The organism is Bacillus sp. J41TS8 (genome assembly GCF_018333035.1).
Taxonomy (GTDB): domain Bacteria; phylum Bacillota; class Bacilli; order Bacillales; family Bacillaceae; genus Bacillus; species Bacillus paralicheniformis.
Map to the genome: position 1 here is coordinate 212,947 of NZ_BORF01000002.1, position 24,095 is coordinate 237,041.

Annotated in this window: 25 protein-coding genes; 24 read left to right on the plus strand and 1 reads right to left on the minus strand. The window is 49.6% G+C overall.

The window, feature by feature from the left end; genetic code table 11:
• The 13 genes from rpoZ to spoVM all read left to right on the plus strand — a co-directional run bounded on the left by rpoZ (window position 1) and on the right by spoVM (window position 12,985).
• Window positions 1-201 carry a DNA-directed RNA polymerase subunit omega gene (gene rpoZ / locus KI350_RS04530; RefSeq protein WP_020451344.1) on the plus strand — a complete coding sequence of 67 codons (201 nt, stop codon included), beginning with the start codon at window positions 1-3 and terminating at the stop codon, window positions 199-201.
• Between the two features lie 82 nt (window positions 202-283).
• A complete protein-coding gene (gene coaBC, locus KI350_RS04535) occupies window positions 284-1,501 on the plus strand; it encodes a bifunctional phosphopantothenoylcysteine decarboxylase/phosphopantothenate--cysteine ligase CoaBC (RefSeq protein WP_023857227.1) in 1,218 nt (405 codons plus the stop codon).
• Complete coding sequence (gene priA / locus KI350_RS04540) at window positions 1,498-3,915, plus strand: primosomal protein N' (RefSeq protein ID WP_020451346.1); 2,418 nt, start codon at window positions 1,498-1,500, stop codon at window positions 3,913-3,915. Before coaBC ends, priA begins: the two co-directional genes overlap by 4 nt.
• Before the next feature lie 29 nt (window positions 3,916-3,944).
• Window positions 3,945-4,427, plus strand: coding sequence for a peptide deformylase (gene def / locus KI350_RS04545; RefSeq protein WP_020451347.1), 483 nt, complete (start codon window positions 3,945-3,947; stop codon window positions 4,425-4,427).
• Window positions 4,428-4,431: 4 nt separating this feature from the next.
• Window positions 4,432-5,382 carry a methionyl-tRNA formyltransferase gene (gene fmt / locus KI350_RS04550; RefSeq protein ID WP_020451348.1) on the plus strand — a complete coding sequence of 317 codons (951 nt, stop codon included), beginning with the start codon at window positions 4,432-4,434 and terminating at the stop codon, window positions 5,380-5,382.
• Window positions 5,372-6,718, plus strand: coding sequence for a 16S rRNA (cytosine(967)-C(5))-methyltransferase RsmB (gene rsmB / locus KI350_RS04555; protein WP_025811373.1), 1,347 nt, complete (start codon window positions 5,372-5,374; stop codon window positions 6,716-6,718). Before fmt ends, rsmB begins: the two co-directional genes overlap by 11 nt.
• Window positions 6,718-7,803, plus strand: coding sequence for a dual-specificity RNA methyltransferase RlmN (rlmN, locus tag KI350_RS04560; protein ID WP_023857226.1), 1,086 nt, complete (start codon window positions 6,718-6,720; stop codon window positions 7,801-7,803). Before rsmB ends, rlmN begins: the two co-directional genes overlap by 1 nt.
• Window positions 7,804-7,810: 7 nt before the next feature.
• Window positions 7,811-8,575 (plus strand): Stp1/IreP family PP2C-type Ser/Thr phosphatase, encoded by a 765-nt coding sequence (locus KI350_RS04565; RefSeq protein WP_023857225.1) that lies wholly within the window; start codon window positions 7,811-7,813, stop codon window positions 8,573-8,575.
• Window positions 8,569-10,542, plus strand: coding sequence for a Stk1 family PASTA domain-containing Ser/Thr kinase (pknB, locus tag KI350_RS04570; RefSeq protein ID WP_023857224.1), 1,974 nt, complete (start codon window positions 8,569-8,571; stop codon window positions 10,540-10,542). The genes KI350_RS04565 and pknB overlap by 7 nt, the downstream gene beginning before the upstream one ends.
• A 12-nt stretch (window positions 10,543-10,554) precedes the next feature.
• Entirely contained in the window at window positions 10,555-11,439 is an 885-nt protein-coding gene (rsgA, locus tag KI350_RS04575; protein ID WP_025811374.1) for a ribosome small subunit-dependent GTPase A, read from the plus strand.
• A 3-nt stretch (window positions 11,440-11,442) separates the two neighbouring features.
• Window positions 11,443-12,099, plus strand: a complete 657-nt coding sequence (gene rpe, locus KI350_RS04580) for a ribulose-phosphate 3-epimerase (RefSeq protein WP_025811375.1) — start codon at window positions 11,443-11,445, stop codon at window positions 12,097-12,099.
• Window positions 12,100-12,174: 75 nt separating this feature from the next.
• Window positions 12,175-12,819, plus strand: a complete 645-nt coding sequence (locus tag KI350_RS04585) for a thiamine diphosphokinase (RefSeq protein WP_025811376.1) — start codon at window positions 12,175-12,177, stop codon at window positions 12,817-12,819.
• Window positions 12,820-12,904: 85 nt separating this feature from the next.
• A complete protein-coding gene (spoVM, locus tag KI350_RS04590) occupies window positions 12,905-12,985 on the plus strand; it encodes a stage V sporulation protein SpoVM (protein WP_003221545.1) in 81 nt (26 codons plus the stop codon).
• 122 nt (window positions 12,986-13,107) lie between these two features.
• Here spoVM and rpmB read toward each other — a convergent pair whose 3' ends face one another.
• Window positions 13,108-13,296 carry a 50S ribosomal protein L28 gene (gene rpmB / locus KI350_RS04595; protein WP_003181685.1) on the minus strand — a complete coding sequence of 63 codons (189 nt, stop codon included), beginning with the start codon at window positions 13,294-13,296 and terminating at the stop codon, window positions 13,108-13,110.
• Between the two features lie 286 nt (window positions 13,297-13,582).
• Between rpmB and KI350_RS04600 the strand changes: the two genes are divergently transcribed.
• The 11 genes from KI350_RS04600 to rnc all read left to right on the plus strand — a co-directional run bounded on the left by KI350_RS04600 (window position 13,583) and on the right by rnc (window position 24,029).
• Window positions 13,583-13,945: an Asp23/Gls24 family envelope stress response protein gene (locus KI350_RS04600; protein ID WP_003181687.1), complete on the plus strand. Its 363-nt coding sequence runs from the start codon at window positions 13,583-13,585 to the stop codon at window positions 13,943-13,945.
• Window positions 13,946-13,962: 17 nt separating this feature from the next.
• Window positions 13,963-15,636: a DAK2 domain-containing protein gene (locus KI350_RS04605; RefSeq protein WP_025811378.1), complete on the plus strand. Its 1,674-nt coding sequence runs from the start codon at window positions 13,963-13,965 to the stop codon at window positions 15,634-15,636.
• A 179-nt stretch (window positions 15,637-15,815) separates the two neighbouring features.
• A complete protein-coding gene (sdaAB, locus tag KI350_RS04610; RefSeq protein ID WP_020451357.1) occupies window positions 15,816-16,478 on the plus strand; it encodes an L-serine ammonia-lyase, iron-sulfur-dependent subunit beta in 663 nt (220 codons plus the stop codon).
• A 17-nt stretch (window positions 16,479-16,495) separates the two neighbouring features.
• Window positions 16,496-17,398, plus strand: coding sequence for an L-serine ammonia-lyase, iron-sulfur-dependent, subunit alpha (gene sdaAA / locus KI350_RS04615; protein WP_020451358.1), 903 nt, complete (start codon window positions 16,496-16,498; stop codon window positions 17,396-17,398).
• A complete protein-coding gene (gene recG, locus KI350_RS04620; RefSeq protein WP_023857219.1) occupies window positions 17,376-19,424 on the plus strand; it encodes an ATP-dependent DNA helicase RecG in 2,049 nt (682 codons plus the stop codon). Before sdaAA ends, recG begins: the two co-directional genes overlap by 23 nt.
• Window positions 19,425-19,541: 117 nt before the next feature.
• Window positions 19,542-20,108 (plus strand): transcription factor FapR, encoded by a 567-nt coding sequence (fapR, locus tag KI350_RS04625; RefSeq protein ID WP_020451360.1) that lies wholly within the window; start codon window positions 19,542-19,544, stop codon window positions 20,106-20,108.
• Window positions 20,109-20,125: 17 nt separating this feature from the next.
• Entirely contained in the window at window positions 20,126-21,118 is a 993-nt protein-coding gene (gene plsX, locus KI350_RS04630) for a phosphate acyltransferase PlsX (RefSeq protein WP_020451361.1), read from the plus strand.
• 17 nt (window positions 21,119-21,135) lie between these two features.
• Window positions 21,136-22,095, plus strand: coding sequence for an ACP S-malonyltransferase (gene fabD, locus KI350_RS04635; protein WP_065644115.1), 960 nt, complete (start codon window positions 21,136-21,138; stop codon window positions 22,093-22,095).
• Entirely contained in the window at window positions 22,082-22,825 is a 744-nt protein-coding gene (gene fabG, locus KI350_RS04640; RefSeq protein WP_023857217.1) for a 3-oxoacyl-[acyl-carrier-protein] reductase, read from the plus strand. The genes fabD and fabG overlap by 14 nt, the downstream gene beginning before the upstream one ends.
• 76 nt (window positions 22,826-22,901) lie before the next feature.
• The gene (gene acpP / locus KI350_RS04645; RefSeq protein ID WP_003181706.1) at window positions 22,902-23,135 is read left to right on the plus strand and encodes an acyl carrier protein; all 234 of its coding nucleotides are present in this window, start codon (window positions 22,902-22,904) and stop codon (window positions 23,133-23,135) included.
• A 144-nt stretch (window positions 23,136-23,279) separates the two neighbouring features.
• Entirely contained in the window at window positions 23,280-24,029 is a 750-nt protein-coding gene (rnc, locus tag KI350_RS04650; RefSeq protein ID WP_023857216.1) for a ribonuclease III, read from the plus strand.
• Window positions 24,030-24,095 lie beyond the last annotated feature (66 nt).

Here is a 24,095-nt window from a genome sequence, read left to right on the forward strand (position 1 = left end):
ATGCTAGATCCGTCAATTGACTCTTTAATGAATAAACTGGATTCAAAATACACGCTCGTTACCGTATCGGCCCGACGCGCGCGCGAAATGCAGATCAACAAAGACGCGCAGATCGAAAATCCGAAGTCGCATAAATTTGTAGGCAAAGCGCTGGAAGAAATTGATGCCGGACTGCTTACATTCGAAAAGGAAAATCGCTAATAGCCTTAAAAATAGCAACCTATACACTAGGTTGTTATTTTTTTCAGGGCCGGCGAACAGAACATAAGGGGGAGAAAAAACGATGCTGAAAAATCGCAACATCCTGCTGGGAGTAAGCGGAGGAATCGCAGTATACAAAGCGGCCGCCTTGACGAGCAAGCTCGTACAGGCAGGAGCCAATGTGAAAGTCATCATGACAAAATCCGCCTGTGAATTTGTGTCTCCGCTCACCTTTCAAGCGCTTTCGCGCAATGAAGTATATACCAACACGTTTGAAGAACCGAATCCCCGTGTCATCGCCCATATCGATGCCGCGGATTGGGCTGATCTTGTGATCGTTGCTCCGGCAACGGCCAATGTGATCGGAAAACTCGCTTCAGGCATTGCCGATGACATGCTGACGACGACGCTTTTAGCGACGACTGCGCCGGTTTGGATCGCTCCGGCCATGAACGTCCATATGTACGACCACCCGGCCGTTCAGCGGAACATTAGCGTTCTTTACAAAGACGGCTGCCGGTTTATCGAGCCGAGTGAAGGCTACCTTGCGTGCGGCTATATCGGCAAAGGCAGACTTGAAGAGCCCGAACGGATCGTCCAGTTGGCCGAGTCGTATTTTTCAAACGAAAACAGCGGTTTGCTTGAAGGAAAGCGTGTCTTAATTACAGCGGGCCCGACAAGAGAACAAATCGATCCCGTCCGCTTTTTCTCCAACCGTTCGACAGGGAAAATGGGCTATGCTTTCGCTGAGGAAGCGGCGAAAATGGGAGCGCGCGTAACGCTGATTGCCGGCCCGACATCGCTTGATGATCCCGCAGGAGTTGATGTTATTCATGTTCAGTCTGCAGAAGATATGTATCAAGCGGCTTTATCTGTTTTCGATGAGAGCGACATCGTCATCAAAACGGCAGCTGTCGCTGATTACAGGCCAAAGCATATTTACGATCAAAAAATGAAGAAAAAGGACGGCGGTCTCGTCATTGAGCTTGAGCGGACGAAGGATATTTTAAAAGCGCTGGGAGAACGGAAAACAAAGCAAGTCTTGGTCGGCTTTGCAGCTGAAACGCAGCACGTCGAAGACTATGCCAAACAAAAGCTGGAGAAAAAAAATCTCGATCTGATTGTCGCCAACAATATCACGGCCGAAGGGGCCGGTTTTGGAACGGAAACCAACATCGTGACGGTGTTTCACCGAGACGGCAAAAAGACGGCGCACCCTCTGATGTCAAAACGGGAGGTTGCCGCCGAAGTCTTGAAGGAAGCCGCTGAGCTTGCCGGCCGGAGCGGAACGTCCTCATGAATTTCGCTGAAGTGATCGTCGATGTTACAACCAAAAATATCGACAGACCGTTTGACTACCGCATTCCTGACAAATTCAAAGGGATGATTAAAAAAGGGATGCGCGTGATTGTTCCGTTCGGCGCCCGCAAAATCCAGGGATTTGTCACCGGCGTGAAAGAATCGTCTGAGCTCGCCGGCCGTTCGGTTAAGGATATCGAGGATATCCTTGATCTGACGCCCGTTTTGACGGAGGAGCTGCTTGAGCTGTCAGATTGGCTGACAGAAAAAACACTTTCTTTTAAAATTACGGCTCTTCAGGCGATGCTCCCCGCGGCTATGAAAGCAAAATACGGCAAAGAAATCAAGGTGATCGGTGATAAGCCGCTTCCCGAACCGCTTAAAACCCTGTTTTTGCAAAAAGAAACACTTTCTTATTCCGATATAGATGACCATGGGACATTAAAGCTGATTCAGCGCCAGGTTCAAGAGGGCAACCTTGAAGTGGCCTATAAAGTAAAGCAGAAAACAAACAAAAAAACGCGGAGAATGATCGCTCCCCTTTGTGCGAAAGAACATTTAAAAGAAGCGCTTGACAGCCTCTCCCCGCAAGCTGTCAAACAAAAAGCGGTCCTTCAGTTTTTCATCGACCGCAAAGAATCCGGTGCTGTTCCGGCAAAAGAGCTGATCGGCAAAACGGGAGGCTCTTCCGCGTCCGTAAAAGCGCTGATCGACAAGGGGCTGTTAAAGGAAAGCGAAGAGGAGGTTTACAGGGATCCTTATCAGGACAGAATGTTCAAAAAAACCGAACCGCTTCCGCTGACTGAAGAGCAGGCGCAGGCCTATGAGGCGATAGCAGAGGCGATCGAAGACAAGCGGCACGATGTGTTTCTTCTTCACGGAGTGACTGGAAGCGGAAAAACGGAAGTCTATCTGCAATCGATCGAAAAGGTGCTGGAAGCCGGCAAAGAAGCGATCGTTCTCGTTCCGGAAATTTCGCTGACGCCGCAGATGGTCAACCGCTTTAAAGGCCGCTTTGGCTCACAGGTAGCCGTCCTGCACAGCGGGCTTTCAACAGGAGAAAAATATGATGAATGGCGGAAAATCCACCGCAAAGAAGTCCGGCTTGTCGTCGGGGCGCGCTCGGCGATTTTCGCGCCGTTTGAAAATCTCGGCATGATTATTATCGATGAAGAGCACGAAACATCGTACAAGCAGGAAGAGATGCCGAGATACCATGCGAAAGAAGCGGCGATTCAAAGGGCCGAATACCACCGCTGTCCTGTCGTCCTCGGCAGTGCGACGCCGACGCTCGAATCGTTCGCAAGGGCGAAAAAAGGCGTGTACAAGCTTCTTTCTCTCAAGCACCGCGTCAATCACCAAGTCATGCCTGACGTGTCTCTCGTCGATATGAGGGAGGAACTGCGCAGCGGAAACCGCTCGATGTTTTCCAAAGACTTAATGGCCGGACTTGAGGAAACCCTTGAAAAAGGAGAGCAGGCCGTTCTGTTTTTAAACAAAAGGGGATATTCCTCATTTGTCATGTGCAGGGACTGCGGATATGTCATCCAGTGCCCTCATTGCGAAATCTCGTTGACGTACCACAGGTATGGACAGCGTCTGAAGTGCCATTACTGCGGCTATGAAACCGGCATGCCGTCAAGCTGCCCCGAATGCGGAAGCGAGCATATCCGCTACTTTGGCACAGGCACACAGCGGGTCGAAGAAGAATTGACGAAGGTACTGCCGGCTGCAAGGGTGATCCGCATGGACGTCGATACAACCTCGAGAAAAGGAGCGCATGAAAAGCTGCTCACATCCTTTGGCAAAGGTGAAGCCGATATTCTGCTCGGAACACAGATGATCGCCAAAGGGCTCGATTTTGAAAACGTCACGCTCGTCGGTGTTTTGAGCGCGGATACGATGCTGCACATCCCCGATTTCAGAGCCGCTGAAAAAACGTTCCAGCTGATGACACAGGTGAGCGGAAGAGCGGGGCGCCACGAAAAGCCGGGCAAGGTGATCATTCAGACGTACACCCCGTCCCATTACAGCATTCAGCTCACGAAAACGCACGATTATGAAACGTTCTTCCGGCAGGAGATGCTGCACAGAAGGGAACAGGCCTATCCTCCCTATTATTATTTGGCGCTCGTCAGCGTATCGCACGAAGAAGTGACGAAGGCGGCGCTCGTGACTGAAAAAATCGCCAACTATTTAAAAAAGAACATTTCAAGCGAGGCGAAGATTCTCGGCCCAGTCGCATCGCCGATCGCCAGGATCAAAGATAGATATCGCTATCAATGCGTGATAAAATACAAACAGGAAAACCAGCTTACATCGTTGCTTAAAAACATTATGGATCATTACAAACGAGATATTGAACAAAAGCAATTGATGATTTCGATCGACATGAATCCATATATGATGATGTAAAAATAACAGTGTGATGGAGGGCTTCTAGATTGGCAGTAAAACCGATCGTAACGTATCCGGCGGAGGTTCTTGAAACCCCTGCCGAACCCGTTGCGTCTTTTGATAAATCATTAAAGAAACTGCTCGACAATATGTATGATACGATGCTTGAGCTGGACGGAGTCGGGCTTGCCGCCCCGCAAATCGGCGTTTTAAAAAGAGCGGCAGTCGTCGATATCGGCGATGACACGGGCAGAATTGAACTGGTCAACCCGGAGGTCATCGAAGAGAGCGGCGAACAGACGGGCCCTGAAGGCTGTTTGAGCTTTCCCGATCTATACGGTGAAGTGAAGCGTTCGGATTATGTAAAGGTCAAGGCGTTCGACCGCCGCGGAAAACCGTTCACGATTGAAGCTGAAGGCTTTTTGGCCCGGGCGCTGCTGCATGAAATCGACCATTTGGACGGTATTTTATTCACATCAAAAGTTACGCGCTATTATGATGCGGAAGAACTTGAGGAAATGGAAGGATGATTGGATGACAAGGATCGTTTTTATGGGAACGCCGGATTTTTCCGTCCCGGTGCTCAGCACATTGATTGATGACGGCTATGAGGTGGTGGGTGTCGTCACCCAGCCTGACCGCCCGAAAGGCAGAAAAAAAGTGATGACCCCTCCGCCTGTCAAGGAGGAAGCGCTGCGCCGCGGCATTCCCGTGCTCCAGCCTGAAAAAGTGAGGGAAGATGCGGAGACGGACAGGATTTTGGCGCTTGAACCCGATCTAATTGTAACCGCGGCATTCGGGCAGATCCTGCCGAAAAAGCTCCTCGATTATCCGAAATACGGCTGTATCAATGTCCATGCCTCTCTTCTGCCCGAGCTGCGCGGAGGAGCTCCGATCCATTACGCCATTCTGGAAGGCAAAGAGAAAACGGGCGTGACGATCATGTACATGGTCGAAAAATTGGATGCAGGCGATATGCTTGCCAAAGTCGAAGTTGACATCGAAGAAACCGATAATGTCGGCACGCTCCACGACAAGCTGAGCAAGGCCGGGGCTGAGCTTCTTTCCGAAACGGTTCCGAAGGTCATTGACGGTTCGGCAACCCCTGAAAAACAGGATGAACGGGAAGCGACATATGCGCCGAACATTAAACGCGAACAGGAACTGATCGACTGGTCAAAGCCCGGCGAAGTCCTGTACAACCAAGTTAGGGGCTTGAATCCTTGGCCTGTCGCATACACGGTTTTAAGCGGACAGACGCTGAAAGTATGGGCTGCGAAAAAATGCGAAGCCTTAAAACAGGCAGAGCCGGGAGAAATCGTCTCCGTTGAAAAAGACGGCATTGTCGTCGCTACCGGAAATGGCACCGCGTTAAAATTAACGGAAGTGCAGCCTGCGGGCAAAAAAAGAATGAAGGCCGAAGATTTTGTCAGGGGAGCGGGTCTTCAAGCCGGAATGAAATTGGGTCATAGCGATGAAAAATAATGTGAGGGAAGTCGCGCTTGATGCACTGATTAAGCTTGACCAGAATCAGGCATACAGCAATCTTTTGCTTCAGTCTGTCATGAAAGCGAACGATTTAAGCGACAAAGACAGAGGCCTTTTGACAGAACTCGTTTACGGCACACTTCAAAACAAGCTGGCGCTCGATTATATGCTGAAGCCGTTTATTAAAAAGCCGGAAAAAGTGAAAGACTGGGTCATCCATCTGTTGAGAATGTCGCTGTACCAGATGGAATACCTGGAGAAAATCCCTGACCGGGCCGCCCTTTTTGAAGCTGTTGAAATCGCTAAAAAACGCGGGCATAAAGGAATTTCTTCATTTGTTAACGGCGTTCTGCGCTCTGTTCAGAGAGAAGGCGTGCCTTCTTTTGCTGATATTGCCGACCCGGTTGAACGCCTTGCGGTTGAGACAAGCCATCCGGAATGGCTTGTCAGGGAATGGACCGATGCCTACGGGTTAGAAGCGGCAGAACAAATCTGCCGGATTCACATGATCCCGCCGAAGCAGACGATCCGCGTCAACAGGCTGAAACACGACCGGGATACGCTTCTTTCCCGCCTGAATGAAGCGGGGATTGAGGCGGAAGAAGGCGACTTGTCCGAAGACGCTGTCAAACTGCAAAAAGGAACGATTGCGTCCACTCCTTTTTTCAAAGAAGGCGAAGTCACCATACAAGATGAAAGCTCAATGCTGGTAGCGCGAGCCCTCGGTCCTGAACGGGGAGAAACGGTGCTGGACGCCTGCGCAGCGCCGGGAGGAAAATCCACTCATATCGGCGAACTGCTCGAAGATACGGGAAAGATCATTTCCCTTGACCTTCATCAGCATAAAGTAAAGCTGATCAAAGAAGCGGCAGGCCGGATCGGGCTTTCCAACATTGAAGCAAGGGCGCTGGATGCCAGAAAAGCCGGCGAAGCCTTCGAACCGGAGCAGTTTGACCGGATTCTCGTCGACGCTCCGTGTTCGGGCTTCGGTGTCATCCGCAGAAAACCGGATCTCAAATACAGCAAAACGCCCGAAGACAGCGCGCGTCTCGCTGGGATTCAGCTGGCGATTTTAAACGAAATTGCACCTTTATTGAAAACAGACGGGACATTGGTCTACAGCACATGCACAATGGACCCGACCGAAAATGAACAAGTCATGCATGCTTTTTTGAAAGAACACGACGAATTTGAAGCAGACCCCACCCTCGCCGAGCGGCTGCCCGAAAAAGCGGCGCCGTATGTCAAGGATGGAAGCATTCAAATCCTTCCCCACTACTTCGGAACGGACGGCTTCTTTATTTGCAGCATGAGAAAGAAGGGATCACAATAATGGAATCGAAACAAAAAGTAAGAAAAGAATTGCGGGCAGAAAGACCGTCCATCTATTCTTTTGAAATAGAAGAACTGAAAAGCTGGCTTTCGGAAAACGGCGAAAAGCCTTTCCGCGCCGCGCAAATATTCGAATGGCTTTACGAAAAGAGAGTCACGTCATTTGAAAAGATGACAAACCTTTCAAAAGAGCTGCGGACAAAGCTGAACGAGCATTTCGTATTAACGACGCTGAAAACGGCCGTCAAGCAGACTTCACAAGATGGAACGATGAAGTTTTTATTTGAGCTTCATGACGGCTACACGATCGAAACCGTATTAATGCGGCACGAATATGGCAATTCTGTTTGTGTAACGACACAGGTGGGCTGCCGAATCGGCTGTACGTTTTGCGCGTCGACCCTCGGCGGCTTAAAGCGGAACCTGGAAGCCGGAGAGATCGTCGCCCAGGTTGTCAAAGTGCAGCAGGCGCTTGATGAAACAGATGAACGCGTCAGTTCCATCGTCATTATGGGAATCGGCGAGCCGTTCGATAATTTTCAGGAAATGCTTGCATTCCTGAAAATCGTCAACCATGATAAAGGGCTGAATATCGGGGCGCGTCATATCACCGTATCAACGAGCGGGATCATTCCGAAAATCTATGAGTTTGCAGACGAGAAGCTGCAGATCAACTTTGCGATTTCTCTGCACGCCCCGAACACTGAGATCAGAAGCCGGCTGATGCCGATCAACAGAGCCTACAAGCTGCCGGAGCTGATGAAAGCGGTCGATTACTACATTAAGAAAACCGGCAGAAGGGTTACGTTTGAATACGGGCTTTTCGGCGGTGTTAACGATCAGGTTGAACACGCGGAAGAGCTGGCTGAATTGCTAAAAGGAATCAAATGCCACGTCAACTTGATTCCGGTCAACTATGTACCTGAACGAGACTATGTCAGAACACCGAAAGAACAGATTTTCGCCTTTGAAAAAACATTAAAGTCTCATGGAGTAAATGTCACGATCAGAAGAGAGCAAGGCCATGATATTGACGCTGCCTGCGGACAGCTTCGTGCAAAGGAGCGCCAGGAAGAGACGAGGTGAATCAAGGTTGAAAACAGCCTTAAAAACGGACAGGGGAAAAATACGCCAGCACAATGAAGACGATGCCGGCATTTTTACAGAAAAAAACGGACTGGTTTTCGCTGTTGTCTGCGATGGAATGGGAGGTCATCTGGCCGGCGACGTCGCCAGCAGGATGGCCGTCTCAGCCCTTCGGGATATCTGGGAGGAAACCGAAGAAGTCCCGGCTTCGCCGGCTGAATGCGAAGCTTGGCTGAAAGAGCAGATTTCAGCCGTCAACCAAAAACTTTTCGACCATGCGAGGGAGCATGAAGAGTGCCAGGGAATGGGAACAACGGTCGTCTGCGCTTTATACACGGGAAAAACGCTGACAGTCGCCCATATCGGAGACAGCCGCTGCTATCTCCTGCAAGGCGGCCATTTCATACAGCTGACGGAAGATCACTCGCTTGTCAATGAACTCGTGCGGACAGGGGGGATTTCGAAGGAAGATGCCGAACACCATCCGCGGAAGAACGTGCTGACAAAAGCGCTTGGCACTGATCCGGAAGTGAAGGTTGAAGCCCATACTTTTGAAATCGAACCGGGCGATCAAGTTCTATTATGCTCTGACGGGCTGACGAATAAAGTAGACGATGAGTCACTGAAGGATATGCTTACAGCTCTTTCTTCTGCGGAGGAGAAAGCGGAACAGCTCGTTCAGCTGGCCAATGACAACGGCGGCGAGGACAATATCACCGTCGCGCTATTGGAACTTCCTTCTCAAATAGAAGAAGGTGAAGACAAGTGTTAATCGGCAGACGGATCAGCGGACGTTACGAAATCCTGCGCGCCATCGGCGGCGGGGGGATGGCGAACGTTTATTTAGCGCTGGACATCATCCTCGACCGTGAAGTCGCGATAAAAGTGCTGCGGTTTGACTTCGTTCACGATGCCGATTTTATCAGGCGGTTCAGAAGAGAAGCGCAGTCCGCTGCAAGCCTCGACCACCCGAATATCGTCAGCATTTATGATGTCGGAGAAGAAGATGACATCTATTATATCGTGATGGAGTATGTCGAGGGGATGACCCTGAAAGAATACATAAACCGAACAGGCCCGCTTCATCCAAAAGAAGCGGTCCAAATCATGGAGCAGATCGTATCCGCCATCGCACACGCTCATGATAACCAGATTGTTCACCGGGATATTAAGCCCCACAACATTTTGATCGACCATATGGGCCACATTAAAGTGACCGATTTCGGCATCGCCATGGCGCTCAGTTCGACGACCATCACGCACACCAACTCGGTTTTGGGCTCTGTCCATTATTTGTCGCCCGAACAGGCGAGAGGCGGATTGTCTACGAAAAAATCCGATATCTACTCGCTCGGCATCGTGCTTTTCGAGCTGCTGACGGCGCGTATGCCGTTTGAAGGAGAATCGGCGGTCAGCATCGCGCTGAAGCATCTGCAATCAGAAACGCCGTCGGTGAAAAGGTGGAACCCGGCTGTGCCGCAAAGCATAGAAAACATCGTCCTGAAAGCGATGGCAAAAGATCCATTCCACCGCTATGAAGCGGCCGAAGAGATGGAATCCGATTTAAAAACGGCTTTCGACCCGGACAGGCTCAACGAAAAGCGATTCACGATTCCAGCTGATGATGAGATGACGAAAGCTGTTCCGATCATCAAAAACCTGCCGGAAGACGAGAGCGGTGACAAGTCCGGCGACGGAGAAGCGGAAGCGGCTCCGTTATCAAAGAAAGAAAAGAAGAAGCAGGCAAAAGCAAACAAGAAGAAAAAAAGAAAGAAATGGCCGCTTATATTGCTGACGGTGTTTTTCGTTCTCGTTGTGTCAGCCGTCTTGGCTTTGACGGTGTTTCCGTCGCTCTTTATTCCAAAAGATGTAGCCGTTCCCGATGTAGCAGGCCTTGAGTATGAAGAAGCCGTCATCAAGCTTGAAGACGAAGGGTTTGAAGTGGATCCGAATGCTGAAGACATTGCCGACGATAAAATTGAAGAAGGGCTGATCGTGAAAACGGACCCTGCAGCCGGCGATATCGTAAAGGAAGGCTCAACTGTCAAGCTTTATAAAAGCTCAGGCAAAGAGAAAACAGAAGTGGAAGATGTGGTCGGCCAGAAAGTCGACGCCGCCAAAAAGCTTCTCGAGCAAAAGGGCTTTAAAAACATCAAGACAGAAGAAGTGCACCATGAAGAAGAAGCAGGCACCATCATCGAACAGGACCCCGCAGCCGGCACCGAAATCGTTGCCGCCGACGACGAGATCAAATTAACGGTCAGCCTCGGTCCGGAAGCCATTACTTTAAGGGATTTAAAAACATACAGCAAACAGGCGGCTTCGGGCTATTTGGACGACCATCAGCTTGTCCTTGTCGAAAAGGAGGCGCATTCTGAAGATGTGCCGGAAGGTCAGGTCATCAAACAAAAGCCGGGGGCGGGGGCATCCGTCAAGCCGGGAGACAAAGTCGAGGTTACGTTTTCGCTCGGACCTGAGAAAAAACCCGTCAAAACGGTGACCGAGAAAATTGATATCCCTTATGAACCGGGAGCGGAGGGCGAAGAACAAAACGTCCAAATTTCGATCGATGATGAAGAACACAGCATTTCCGACGTCTATGAAAATTTTAAAATCACGGCGCCGGCAGAGCGGACGATCAAATTCAGGATTGCGCCCGGGCAAAAAGGGTATTATCAAGTAACGATCAACGATAAAGTAGTCAGGTCAAAAACGATTGAATATCCTGAGGATGAATAAGGGAGGTGCGATATGCCTGAGGGCAAAATCATTAAAGCATTAAGCGGATTTTACTATGTTTTGGATGGTGATCAGATCATTCAGTGCAGGGGAAGAGGGGTTTTCAGAAAAAATAAAATCACCCCTCTCGTCGGCGACGATATCGTCTACCAGGCCGATAACGATAAAGAAGGCTACATTCTCGAGATTAAAGACAGATTCAATGAATTGGTCAGACCTCCGATCAGCAACGTGGATCAGGCGGTTCTCGTGTTTTCGGCAAAAGAGCCGACATTCAGCACGTCGCTATTGGATCGTTTTTTAGTGCTGGTTGAGGCAGGTGGCATCAGGCCGATCATATGCATTACGAAAATGGACCTCGTGGATGATGACGCGCTCAAAGAGCGGATTCACCAATATGCCGAAGACTACCGGAACATTGGGTACAGCGTCTATATGACATCGATGAAAAACGGAAGCGGCATCGAAGACATCGTCTCCCATTTTCAAGACAAAATCACCGTATTCGCCGGCCAGTCCGGCGTGGGCAAGTCTTCGCTTTTAAATGCGATCAGTCCCGAGCTTGAACTGAAAACCGCCGGGATTTCCGCTCACTTGGGAAGGGGAAAGCATACGACCCGCCATGTGGAGCTGATCGATATAAACGGCGGGCTCGTCGCCGACACCCCGGGTTTCAGCTCGCTTGAGTTTGCCGGTATTGAAGCTGAAGATTTAGGGTCTGCGTTTTTGGAAATCAGCGAAAAAAGCGCCGAATGCAAGTTCCGCGGGTGCCTGCATATGAAAGAGCCGAACTGCGCCGTCAAACGCGCCGTGGAAAATGGTGAAATCGCCCAGTATCGCTACGACCATTATGTTGAATTTTTAACAGAGATCAAAGACAGAAAGCCGAGGTATTAAGATATGGTATATGTTGCTCCTTCGATTCTTTCAGCCGATTTCGCCCGTCTAGGGGAAGAGATTCGGGATGTTGAACAAGGCGGCGCCGATTTCATCCACATCGATGTGATGGACGGCCATTTCGTTCCCAACCTGACCATCGGGCCGCTTGTAGTGGAAGCCGTCCGCCCGATCACAGAACTTCCGCTCGACGTTCATTTAATGATTGAAGCGCCTGACCGCTATATACCTGCTTTTGCAAAAGCGGGCGCCGATATTTTGTCCGTCCATGTTGAAGCGTGCCCGCACCTTCACAGGACGATCCAGCTCATCAAAGAGCAAGGAGTCAAAGCGGGTGTTGTCTTGAATCCGCATACCCCTGTGCAGCAGATCGAGCATGTGCTTGAAGGCCTTGATCTCGTACTATTGATGACAGTGAATCCGGGCTTCGGCGGACAGTCGTTTATTTCCTCAGTCCTGCCGAAAATCAGGCAGGTCAAGGAGATGGCCGAGCAAAAAGGGCTCGCCGACCTGCTGATTGAAGTGGACGGCGGCGTCAACAAAATGACGGCAAGACAGTGTATCGAAGCAGGGGCAAATCTGCTTGTTGCGGGCTCTGCCGTTTATAACGAAAAAGACCGCAAAAAAGCCATTTCCGATATAAAAGGTGCGCTTGGGTAAGGTTTCCCGATGAAAAAGAGCCGGCTTTCTCAAGCTGAGCTCTTTTTTTACGGCGTTTACAGAAAGGACAATGCGATGAAAACGATCAATATTGTAGCGGGAGGTCCCGATCATCTCATTCCCGACTTGCTGCAGTATCAGGACGGCGATGCGCTTTGGGTCGGGGTTGACAGAGGTGCTGTAACCCTTTTGGCAGCGGGGATCGTGCCTGATGAAGCGTTCGGGGATTTTGACAGCATCACAGACGAGCAAAAAAAAGCGATTGAAAAGGCGGCTCCCCGCCTCCATATTTATCAGGCGGAAAAAGATCAGACGGACTTGGACCTTGCGTTGAGCTGGGCGGTCGGACAGCGGCCTTCATGCATTAGAATGTTCGGCATTTCGGGAGGCAGAGCAGACCATTTTCTCGGGAATCTGCATCTCCTTTACACCGCGATGAAGCAAAATGTCAAGACCGTCATGATCGACCGCCAAAATACGATCAGCATGCACCCCCAAGGCTCTTACACCGTCATGCGTGATCAAACAAAACCGTACATTTCATTCCTGCCGTTTACGGAGACGGTAAAAAACCTTTCCCTCGAAGGATTTAAGTATTCTTTAAATAAGTGTCATATTGCTCTAGGTTCGACACTATGTATTAGTAACGAACTCATCCATTCACAAGGTGCTTTTTCGTTTTCTGAAGGCATATTAATAATGATAAGAAGCACTGATTAAATATCCTGGCGCTTCCGCTCGCTTTGTGTTTGGGATCCGATGTTGAAGGTGGATGCGGTTGCGGACTCTTTGAGGAGGGAAGGGAATGAAATTTTACACCATTAAATTACCGAAGTTTTTAGGGGGAATCGTCCGGGCGATGCTTGGCTCGTTTCGCAAAGACTAAGAAGCGCCGGGTGCGCTTTTTTTGCGGAGCGGGTCAAAGGGCTCTCCCCGGATGGCAAGCAAAAGAACGAAAAAACGCCTGCCTAAAGCGTACAGTCGCTCTTGGCAGGCGTTTATTTTTTCTTATACACGCTCAACTTTTCCAGATTTCAAAGCTCGAGCAGATACATATACTTTTTTAGGCTTGCCGTTCACAAGGATGCGCACTTTTTGAACGTTAGCGCCCCATGTGCGTTTAGAAGCGTTCATCGCGTGAGAACGAGAGTTGCCAGAACGTGATTTTCTGCCTGTAATAACGCATTTACGTGCCATTTGTTTCCCTCCTAACTATCAAAAAAAACATCATCATTCATTATCAGTTGATCACCTGTGATGCTTCAGATACTTTAATAATTTACCACAGCTGAAAACCGTTTGCAACTATTGATTGCTCTGCTTTCAAGAAAAATCCCTTGACATCTTGAAAAAATGAACGCGCTGTAGTATAAGTAGGGTTAGGTTTGGAGAGAAGCCTGCCTGTTCTTTTAAAAAGAAGGTCCTTATAGTAGAATGATGTTAACCAGAGGTCAGAAGCGAGACTCGAAAAGGAGGAACCAACGTGTCCATTGAATTCCGAACAAAATACGGACAGATTGATATATCAAACGAAGTGGTCGCCATGGTTGCGGGAGGCGCAGCGATCGACTGCTACGGGATCGTAGGTATGGCATCCAAGAACCAAATTAAAGACGGACTGACTGAAATCCTCAGAAAAGAAAACTTTGCAAGAGGCGTCATCGTCCGCCAGGAAGAAGATCGTATTCATATTGACATGTACATCATTGTCAGCTACGGAACAAAAATTTCAGAAGTGGCACATAATGTTCAAACAAAAGTCAAATATACGCTCGACCATACAGTGGGTCTTGCAGTGGATTCCGTAAATATTTACGTTCAAGGAGTACGAGTGACGAACCCGTAGTTAGGAGGAAAACAAGAGTGTCTATACGAAATCTGGATGGAAAAGCTTTTGCAGAAATGGTTCTGTACGGCGCACGCCATCTGTCTCAAAACGCAAATGTAGTTGATGCGTTAAATGTATTTCCGGTTCCGGACGGAGATACAGGAACGAACATGAATCTGTCGATGACATCCGGTGCAAAAGAAGTGGAGCAGATCGATGCCGCCAATATCGGCAAAGTGGCACAAAGCCTGTCAAGAGGGCTTCTGATGGGAGCGCGGGGAAACTCGGGCGTCATTTTATCCCAGCTGTTCAGAGGCTTTGGCAAATCGATTGAACAGAAATCGGAAATTAACGCCAAAGAATTTGCCGCCGCGTTCCAGGCCGGAGTGGACACTGCCTACAAGGCCGTCATGAAGCCTGTCGAAGGCACGATCTTGACGGTTGCCAAAGATGCGGCAAAAAAAGCAGTGCTCACCGCTCAAACTGAAACCGATATCATCAAGGTGATGGAAGCCGTCGTGAATGAAGCGGAGGCTTCATTGGAGCGGACGCCTGAGCTGCTTCCGGTTTTAAAGGAAGTCGGTGTCGTCGACAGCGGCGGAAAAGGGCTTCTTTACGTGTATGAAGGGTTTCTCGCTTCTTTAAAGGGAGAAAAGCTTTCTGAAAAAGCGGCCGCTCTTCCGTCATTGGATGATCTTGTCAGCGCGGAGCACCATAAAAACGCTCAAAGCCACATGAATACAGAAGACATCGAATTCGGCTATTGCACGGAATTTATGGTAAAGCTCGACAGCGGTAAAAGAAACTTTAATGAAGATGCGTTCCGCCAGGATTTAAGCGGCTTTGGTGATTCACTGCTCGTCGTCTCAGACGAAAATATCGCCAAGGTGCACATCCACGCCGAATATCCGGGGGAAGTCATGACTTATGCTCAAAAATACGGCAGCTTAATCAACATGAAAATCGAAAACATGAGAGAGCAGCACAGCGCGATTCTCAATCAGAACAAACAGGAGGCAGCTGCCCCGGCAGAAAAAGCGCCGGCTGAAAAGCAGCCGTACGGCGTCGTCACAGTGGCCATGGGAGAAGGAATCGCCGAACTTTTCGAAAGCATCGGCGCCACAAAGGTCATCGAAGGCGGTCAGACGATGAATCCGAGCACGGAAGACATCGTTCAGGCGATAAAAGACGCCAACGCGGACACGGTCGTGATTCTGCCGAATAATTCAAACATTGTCATGGCGGCGAACCAGGCCGCGGATGTTGCCGGACAACATGTGATTGTCATCCCGACGAAGACCGTTCCTCAAGGAATGGCCGCGCTCCTCGCATTCAACCCGGCCCTTGGAGCGGACGAGAATCAAGCCGCTATGCTCGGTGCGATCGGCGAGGTGAAAAGCGGACAAATCACCTATGCGGTCAGAGACACTAACATTGACGGCATCGATATTAAAAAAGGCGATTTTATGGGCATCTTAAACGGTAAAATCGTTGAGACGGCATCTGACCAGTTAGCAGCAGCGAAAAAGCTGCTCGCAGGCATGATCGATGAAGACAGTGAAATCGTCACTGTGATCAAAGGGGAAGACGCGCCGGAAGAAGAGGCCGAAGAACTCGCAGCCTTTATCAGCGAGACGTACGAAGACGTTGAAGTGGAAGTGCACGACGGAAAACAGCCGCTGTATTCCTACATTCTGGCTGTTGAATAATCGATCAAAGGCAGAAGGGCATGATGATAAAAGCCCTTCTCTTCTTTTGGCTTTTTTTAAAGCATCAGCCCGCTCGGACGTTGTCTGCTTGCCAATTGGGGAATGATCGATTAGTCTAAAAAAAACGGCTTTTTTTCCTCCGTACAGCGGGGGAATCTGTGTGTAAAAGGGGGATAAGGATGAAGTACAGAAGTGTGTTTGATATTATCGGGCCCGTCATGATCGGTCCGTCAAGTTCTCATACGGCCGGCGCGGCCAGAATCGGCAGAGTCGCCAGAAGCGTGTTTGGGAGGGAGCCGAAACAAATCGTTGTGTCATTGTACGGTTCTTTTGCCGAGACGTATAAAGGACATGGAACAGATGTTGCGATCATCGGCGGCCTTTTGGATTTTGATACATTTGATGAAAGAATCAAAGATTCGATCCGCCTAGCTGAAGAAAAGGGAATCGCCATCGAGTTCCGGGAAGAAGAAGCGGTTCCAACGCATCCCAATACAGCCCGCATCCTCATCTCTGATGATGAAGGCTCCCTTGAACTCGCAGGCATCTCAATCGGCGGGGGGAAAATCGAAATCATTGAGCTGAACGGCTTTGAGCTCAGATTGTCGGGAAATCACCCTGCTATTTTAGTCGTCCATAACGACCGCTACGGAACGATTGCAGGCGTAGCCAATGTGCTTGCAAAGTTCGCAATCAACATCGGCCATATGGAAGTGGCCCGCAAAGACGTCGGCCAGGAAGCGCTCATGACGATTGAGGTCGATCAAACGATCGATCCGGCTGTTTTTGAAGAATTGAGAGCGCTGCCGAACATCATTGAGGTGACCCAGATCGCTGACTAAAAGGAGGGTGAGACGATATGTTTCGAAATGTAAAAGAATTAATTCAGCTGACAAAAGAAAAGAACGTGTCCATCTCTGAAATCATGATCGCGCAGGAGATCGAGGTGTCAGGCCGGACGCGGGAAGAAATATTCGAGCAGATGGAAGCCAACTTGACCGTGATGGAAGATGCTGTGCAAAAAGGTGTTGAAGGCGTCGTGTCGCACTCCGGATTGACGGGGGGAGACGCCGTTAAGCTTCAAGCTTACCTCAAATCGGGCAAAGGGCTGTCAGGGGATGTCATCCTTGACGCTGTCAGCAAAGCGGTTGCGACAAATGAAGTCAACGCTGCGATGGGAACGATTTGCGCAACGCCGACGGCCGGTTCGGCCGGCGTTGTCCCGGGGACGCTTTTTGCGGTAAAAGAGAAACTTCAGCCGACGAAAGAGCAGATGGTCCGCTTTTTATTTACATCGGGAGCGTTTGGATTCGTCGTTGCCAACAATGCGAGCATTTCGGGAGCCGCGGGAGGCTGTCAGGCTGAAGTCGGCTCGGCCTCGGGCATGGCGGCTGCCGCCATCGTCGAAATGGCGGGCGGAACCCCTGAACAGTGCGCCGAAGCGATGGCCATCGCTTTAAAAAACGTACTCGGTCTAGTCTGCGATCCTGTCGCAGGGCTTGTTGAGGTGCCGTGTGTGAAGCGGAACGCAATGGGCGCAGCCAACGCGATGGTCGCGGCTGATATGGCGCTTGCCGGCATTACAAGCCGCATTCCATGCGATGAAGTGATCGATGCGATGTATAAAATCGGGCAGACGATGCCGACGGCACTGAGGGAAACAGGCCGGGGCGGTCTTGCTGCAACACCGACGGGCAAAGAATTGGAGAAAAAAATATTCGGAGGAGCGTCAGCTGCACGTGGAACACAATCTGCAACTTAGTATATCTGTTATAAAAGGCGTCGGGACGGAAACGGAAAAAACGTTAAATGAGCTCGGAATCTATACGGTTCTTGATCTTTTAAACTACTTCCCGTACCGATATGACGATTATGAATTGCGCGATTTGGAAGAAGTGGCACACGACGAACGAGTGACGGTAGAAGGGAAGGTTCACAGCGAGCCTTCTCTTGCCTATTACGGGAAAAAGCGGAGCCGCCTCACGTTCCGGCTATTGGTCGGAAACTATTTGATCACAGCAGTTTGTTTTAACAGGCCTTATTTGAAAAAAAAGCTTGCGATCGGTTCGATCGTTACCGTAACCGGAAAATGGGACAAGCACAGACAATCCGTGATGGTACAGGAGCTGAAAAACGGGCCGCACCAAGGTGACCAGTCGATTGAGCCCGTTTACTCCGTCAAAGAAAATATCACCGTAAAGACAATGAGGAAATTGATTCAGGAAGCCGTCCGCAGCCATTTGCCGTCTGCCGAAGACCCCCTTCCGGAAAAGCTTAGGACCGCCTATAAACTTCTGTCTTACCAGGAGGCGGTGAAGGCGATGCACAAGCCCGAGTCGAGGGAAGCTTTAAAACATGCGCGGCGCCGCTTTGTATATGAAGAATTTTTACTGTTTCAGCTGAAAATGCAGGCTTTACGGAAGTTCGAGCGGGAGGCGTCCGACGGAATCAGCCACACCTTTAAAACGGAAGACGTCAATTCGTTTGTCAAAAGCCTCCCGTTTCCTTTGACAAACGCGCAGGCGAAAGCGCTCGACGACATATTAAGGGACATGGCTTCAGGGTATAAAATGAATCGGCTTTTACAAGGAGACGTCGGATCAGGCAAAACGGCCGTCGCCGCGATTGCGTTATACGCCTCGCTGCTTTCGGGATTCCAGGGAGCGATGATGGTGCCGACCGAAATACTGGCGGAACAGCACGCCGATTCATTGGTATCCCTCTTTGAGCAGTACGATGTCAATGTTGCGCTTTTAACAAGCTCTGTGAAAGGGAAAAGGAGAAGAGAGCTTTTAGAAAGATTAAAAGAAGGAGAAATTGATATTTTGGTGGGGACGCACGCCCTTATTCAGGACGATGTCCATTTTAAACAGCTCGGTCTCGTGATCACCGATGAACAGCACCGCTTCGGTGTCGAGCAAAGAAAAAAACTGAGAAGCAAAGGGAAAGATCCCGATGTCTTGTTTATGACGGCGACGCCGATTCCAAGGACACTGGCGATTACGGTTTTCGGGGAAATGGATGTGTCCGTCATCGATGAAATGCCGGCTGGGCGAAAGCGGATCGAGACTTATTGGGTGAAGCACGACATGCTCGAACGAATTCTCGCGTTTATCGAAAAAGAACTGAAAAAAGGCAGACAGGCATATGTGATTTGTCCCTTGATCGAAGAATCGGACAAGCTCGACGTTCAAAACGCCATCGATGTGCACAGCATGCTGACACATGCTTTCAGAGGAAGGTGGCAGACCGGTCTCATGCACGGAAAGCTCTCAAATGACGAGAAAGAACAGGTGATGAGGCAGTTCAGCAAAAACGAATGCCAGATTCTCGTTTCCACAACCGTCGTTGAAGTCGGCGTAAACGTTCCGAATGCGACGGTCATGCTGATCTATGATGCCGACCGGTTCGGTCTTTCCCAGCTGCACCAGCTTCGCGGCCGGGTCGGGCGGGGCGACCACCAGTCGTATTGCATCCTGATGGCAGACCCGAAATCTGAAACGGGCAAAGAGCGCATGAGCATCATGTCTGAGACGACCGACGGCTTTGAGCTTTCTGAAAAGGACCTTGAACTCAGAGGACCCGGGGACTTCTTCGGCAAAAAACAGAGCGGGATGCCGGAGTTTAAAGTCGCTGACATGGTTCACGACTACCGCGCGCTGGAAACGGCAAGAAGAGACGCTGCAGAACTTGTCTCTTCAAAGGCGTTCTGGACGGATGCTGAATATGAAAGCCTGCGGGAACACTTGCAAAACAGCGGGGTGATGGAAGGAGAAAAGCTGAGCTGACCTGGAAGTCCTGTGAAAATTTATTGTCGGCGGGTAAAGAAAGATTGCATTCCAATCTATGAAATTATATACTACTATTAGTACCTAGTCATAATTGCGCGGATGGTGTTTAAAAACATGAGAAAAAGTAAGAGAGAACGCCAAGAATTGCTGCAGCAGACGATTCGTACGACCCCGTTTATTACGGACGAGGAGTTAGCGGAGAAATTTAACGTCAGCATTCAGACGATTCGCTTGGACCGTTTGGAACTTTCCATACCTGAACTGAGAGAAAGAATCAAAAGTGTTGCCGAGAAATCTCTTGAAGATGAAGTCAAGTCTCTCCCGCTCGACGAGGTCATTGGCGAGATCATTGATTTGGAGCTGGATGAGCACGCGATTTCCATTCTGGAGATCAGAACGGAGCACGTTTTCAGCCGAAATCAAATCGCCAGGGGACACCATTTGTTTGCCCAGGCCAACTCGCTCGCCGTTGCCCTCATCGACGATGAGCTCGCATTGACGGCCAAAGCGGACATCCGCTTTACCAGGCAGGTCAAGCAAGGCGAACGGGTCGTTGCAAAAGCGAAAGTCGTAAAGCTTGATAAAGATAAAGGCAGAACGGTTGTTGAAGTGAACAGCTATGTTGCCGAAGAGCCTGTGTTTTCAGGCGAATTTGTCATGTATCGTTCAAAACAATCATAGAAGGTGGCGCGTAAGTCATGAAAATTGCTGTAGATGCCATGGGAGGAGACAATGCTCCCAAAGCGGTTATTGAAGGCGTGATGAAAGCGGTCGAAGATTTTGAAGACCTCGAGATTACGCTGATCGGCGACCGGGAAAAAATTGCCGCCCATTTAACGGAGCACGGGCGGATCACTGTCAAGCACGCGGAAGAAGTCATCGAGGCGACAGACGAACCTGTCAGAGCCGTCAGAAGAAAGAAGAATTCATCGATGGTTCTGATGGCCGGAGAAGTCGCCGAAGGCAGGGCGGATGCCTGCATTTCCGCCGGAAACACCGGAGCGCTTATGACGGCCGGGCTCTTTATCGTCGGCCGGATTGAAGGGATTGAAAGGCCTGCGTTGGCGCCGACATTGCCGACTGTCTCCGGAGACGGCTTTCTCCTTCTTGATGTCGGAGCGAATGTGGACGCCAAGCCCGAACATCTCGTTCAATATGCCATTATGGGATCTGTTTACGGAGAACAGGTGCTGGGCGTCAAAAATCCGCGCATCGGACTTTTAAACGTCGGAACCGAAGACAAAAAAGGAAATGAGCTTGCCAAGCAGACCTTTCAAAAATTAAAGGAAACCGATTTGAATTTCATCGGCAATGTGGAAGCGCGCGACATGCTGGACGGAGTCGCTGATGTCATCGTGACAGACGGCTTTACCGGTAACGTTGCCTTGAAAACGGTCGAGGGCGCGGCGCTGTCCATTTTTAAAATGCTGAGAACGACGCTGACTTCGAGCTTCACGGCGAAGCTCGCCGCCTCTGCGCTGAAGCCGAAGCTGAAAGAAATGAAAACGAAGATGGATTACTCTGAATACGGCGGAGCCGGATTGTTCGGCTTAAAGGCGCCCGTCATCAAAGCGCACGGATCATCTGACGGACGGGCCGTTTATCACGCGATCCGCCAGGCCAGAGAGATGGTCAGCCAAAATGTCGCTGAATTTATCGAAGAAAAAATTCAACAAAAAGCTGATGAATAGTCTGGAGGTTTTAACATATGGGCAAGATTGCTTTTCTATTCCCGGGCCAAGGTTCGCAGCATATCGGCATGGGACACGAATTGTATGAAAAAGAACCGAATGCAAAGAAGATTTTTGAAGAAGCGGATCAAACGCTTGAAACAAAACTGAGCACCCTCATGTTTGAAGGGGATGCAAAAGAACTGACACTTACATACAACGCGCAGCCAAGCCTTTTAACAGCGAGTACCGCAGCGCTTCAAAAACTGAAGGAATACGGCATTAAAGCCGACTATGCGGCAGGGCACAGCCTCGGCGAGTACAGCGCATTGGTAGCTGCCGGCGCCTTGTCGTTTAAAGACGCGGTTTATGCCGTCAGAAAGCGCGGCGAATTCATGAATGAAGCCGTGCCCGCAGGTGAAGGCGCGATGGCGGCCATTCTCGGCATGGATAGCCAGGCGCTGAAAGAAGTGACGGACAAAGTTTCCGAAGAAGGAAACCTTGTTCAGCTCGCCAATTTGAACTGCCCCGGGCAGATCGTCATCTCAGGAACAGCTAAAGGCGTCGAGCTCGCTTCAGAGCTTGCCAAAGAAAAGGGCGCAAAACGCGCGATTCCTCTCGAAGTCAGCGGGCCGTTCCATTCCGACCTGATGAAGCCGGCAGCTGATAAGCTTCGTGAAGTTCTTGATGCGTGCAAGATCAGCGATGCAGCTATTCCGGTCGTCTCCAACGTAACAGCCGACTTTGTAACAGATAAAGACGACATTAAGAATAAACTGATTGAACAGCTGTATTCTCCTGTGCGATTTGAAGAAACAATCAGCCGCCTGATTGACGAAGGCGTGACGACGTTCATCGAAATCGGTCCCGGAAAGGTTTTGTCAGGGCTTGTGAAGAAAGTGAACCGCAGAGTCAAAACGATTGCTGTGTCAGACCCGAACACAATTGAACTTGCCGTTCAAACGTTGAAGGAGGAAAACAAAAATGCTGGAAAATAAAACAGCCGTTGTTACAGGAGCCTCAAGAGGGATCGGCCGCGCGATCGCCCTGGACCTGGCGAAAAACGGAGCGAATGTCGTCGTCAACTACGCGGGCAATGAAGCGAAAGCGAACGAAGTCGTAGACGAAATCAAAGCGCTCGGCCGCGATGCGTTTGCTTTTAAAGCGGACGTTTCAAATGCGGATGAGGTTCAGGCGATGATGAAGGAAGCGGTCGGACGCTTCGGTACGCTTGACATCCTTGTCAACAATGCGGGCATTACAAAAGACAATCTGTTCATGAGAATGAAAGAAGATGAATGGGACGACGTCATTAACATAAACTTAAAAGGTGTGTTCAATTGTTCAAAAGCCGTAACAAGACAGATGATGAAACAAAGAAGCGGCCGGATCATCAACATCACCTCGGTTGTAGGCGTCGTCGGTAACGCCGGACAGGCCAACTATGTCGCGGCTAAATCAGGCGTGATCGGCTTGACGAAAACGCTGGCGAAAGAGCTTGCGTCAAGAAATATCACCGTTAATGCAATCGCTCCGGGGTTTATTTCGACGGAAATGACGGACAAGCTGACAAAAGATATTCAAGACGAAATGCTGAAGCAGATTCCACTTGCACGGTTCGGCGATCCGTCTGACATCAGCAGCGCCGTTGTTTTCCTCGCATCTGACCATGCGAGCTACATGACCGGCCAGACGCTGAACATCAACGGCGGAATGGCTATGGTTTAAACGAAATCAAAAATTGAATTATCTCTGGTTTTTTAAAAACGAATCAACTATAATACTTGAGGGGAGGTGAATAGCTATGGCAGACGCATTAGAGCGTGTAACAAAAATCATCGTAGACCGCCTCGGCGTGGATGAAGCCGACGTCACTCTTGAAGCTTCTTTTAAAGAGGATTTAGGCGCTGATTCCCTTGATGTAGTTGAGCTTGTCATGGAACTTGAAGACGAGTTTGATATGGAGATTTCTGACGAAGATGCTGAAAAGATTGCAACAGTCGGTGACGCTGTGAACTACATAAATAGTAAGCAGTAAGCTCATTTAAAGTCCCGTTTAAAGACGGGGCTTTATCCCTTTATAAATGCGGCTTTAATTTTAATGTTTTGCTGCCCAATGATACACGAACCTGCCTTTTCATAGGAGGTGAGGTGAACTTGATGTGCCCATATGGAGGTTGCTATGTCAAAACATTCACATTTCAGAGACAAAAAAATGTTTCAAAAGAAAGCGGAGCAGTTTAAAAAGTTTCAGGAACGGATTTCGGTTCAATTTCAAAACGAGAAGCTTTTATATCAAGCATTTACACATTCATCTTATGTGAATGAGCATCGAAAGAAGCCATATGAAGATAATGAGAGGCTTGAATTTTTAGGAGACGCCGTTTTGGAACTGACGATTTCTCAATTTTTATACGCCAAATACCCGGCGATGAGCGAGGGTGATTTGACGAAATTGAGAGCGGCGATCGTATGTGAGCCTTCTTTGGTTTCCCTGGCCCATGAGCTTTCTTTCGGAGAGCTTGTTCTATTGGGAAAAGGAGAGGAAATGACTGGAGGAAGAAAGCGTCCGGCGCTTTTAGCCGATGTGTTTGAAGCTTTTATCGGTGCGCTCTATCTGGATCAGGGGCTTGAAGCTGTCGTGGCCTTTCTGAAAGCGTACGTTTTCCCTAAAATCGACGATGGTGCTTTTTCTCATGTGATGGATTTTAAAAGCCAGCTGCAGGAATTTGTACAGCGCGACGGACGAGGTATTCTGGAGTATAAAATCCTTCAGGAAAAAGGACCGGCGCACAACCGCGAATTTGAAGCAAACGTATCGCTAAAAGGAGAAGTACTTGGGGTGGGAAGCGGCCGTTCCAAAAAAGAAGCAGAACAGCATGCCGCTCAAGAAGCGCTCGCGAGGCTGCAAAAACACCATATGAAACAATAAATCCCCCTTGCAAAACTCAGGGGGATTTCAATGTATTTTAAGCCTTTTCGATGGGGTTATGATAGA

Bases quoted from the DNA above. Each gene is read 5' to 3' on its own strand.
- rpoZ (WP_020451344.1), top strand. From the start codon at position 1: ATGCTAGATCCGTCAATTGACTCTTTAATGAATAAACTGGATTCAAAA.
- coaBC (WP_023857227.1), top strand. From the start codon at position 284: ATGCTGAAAAATCGCAACATCCTGCTGGGAGTAAGCGGAGGAATCGCA.
- priA (WP_020451346.1), top strand. From the start codon at position 1,498: ATGAATTTCGCTGAAGTGATCGTCGATGTTACAACCAAAAATATCGAC.
- fmt (WP_020451348.1), top strand. From the start codon at position 4,432: ATGACAAGGATCGTTTTTATGGGAACGCCGGATTTTTCCGTCCCGGTG.
- rsmB (WP_025811373.1), top strand. From the start codon at position 5,372: ATGAAAAATAATGTGAGGGAAGTCGCGCTTGATGCACTGATTAAGCTT.
- rlmN (WP_023857226.1), top strand. From the start codon at position 6,718: ATGGAATCGAAACAAAAAGTAAGAAAAGAATTGCGGGCAGAAAGACCG.
- rsgA (WP_025811374.1), top strand. From the start codon at position 10,555: ATGCCTGAGGGCAAAATCATTAAAGCATTAAGCGGATTTTACTATGTT.
- rpe (WP_025811375.1), top strand. From the start codon at position 11,443: ATGGTATATGTTGCTCCTTCGATTCTTTCAGCCGATTTCGCCCGTCTA.
- KI350_RS04585 (WP_025811376.1), top strand. From the start codon at position 12,175: ATGAAAACGATCAATATTGTAGCGGGAGGTCCCGATCATCTCATTCCC.
- spoVM (WP_003221545.1), top strand. From the start codon at position 12,905: ATGAAATTTTACACCATTAAATTACCGAAGTTTTTAGGGGGAATCGTC.
- rpmB (WP_003181685.1), bottom strand. From the start codon at position 13,296: ATGGCACGTAAATGCGTTATTACAGGCAGAAAATCACGTTCTGGCAAC.
- sdaAB (WP_020451357.1), top strand. From the start codon at position 15,816: ATGAAGTACAGAAGTGTGTTTGATATTATCGGGCCCGTCATGATCGGT.
- sdaAA (WP_020451358.1), top strand. From the start codon at position 16,496: ATGTTTCGAAATGTAAAAGAATTAATTCAGCTGACAAAAGAAAAGAAC.
- fapR (WP_020451360.1), top strand. From the start codon at position 19,542: ATGAGAAAAAGTAAGAGAGAACGCCAAGAATTGCTGCAGCAGACGATT.
- plsX (WP_020451361.1), top strand. From the start codon at position 20,126: ATGAAAATTGCTGTAGATGCCATGGGAGGAGACAATGCTCCCAAAGCG.
- fabD (WP_065644115.1), top strand. From the start codon at position 21,136: ATGGGCAAGATTGCTTTTCTATTCCCGGGCCAAGGTTCGCAGCATATC.
- fabG (WP_023857217.1), top strand. From the start codon at position 22,082: ATGCTGGAAAATAAAACAGCCGTTGTTACAGGAGCCTCAAGAGGGATC.
- acpP (WP_003181706.1), top strand. From the start codon at position 22,902: ATGGCAGACGCATTAGAGCGTGTAACAAAAATCATCGTAGACCGCCTC.
- rnc (WP_023857216.1), top strand. From the start codon at position 23,280: ATGTCAAAACATTCACATTTCAGAGACAAAAAAATGTTTCAAAAGAAA.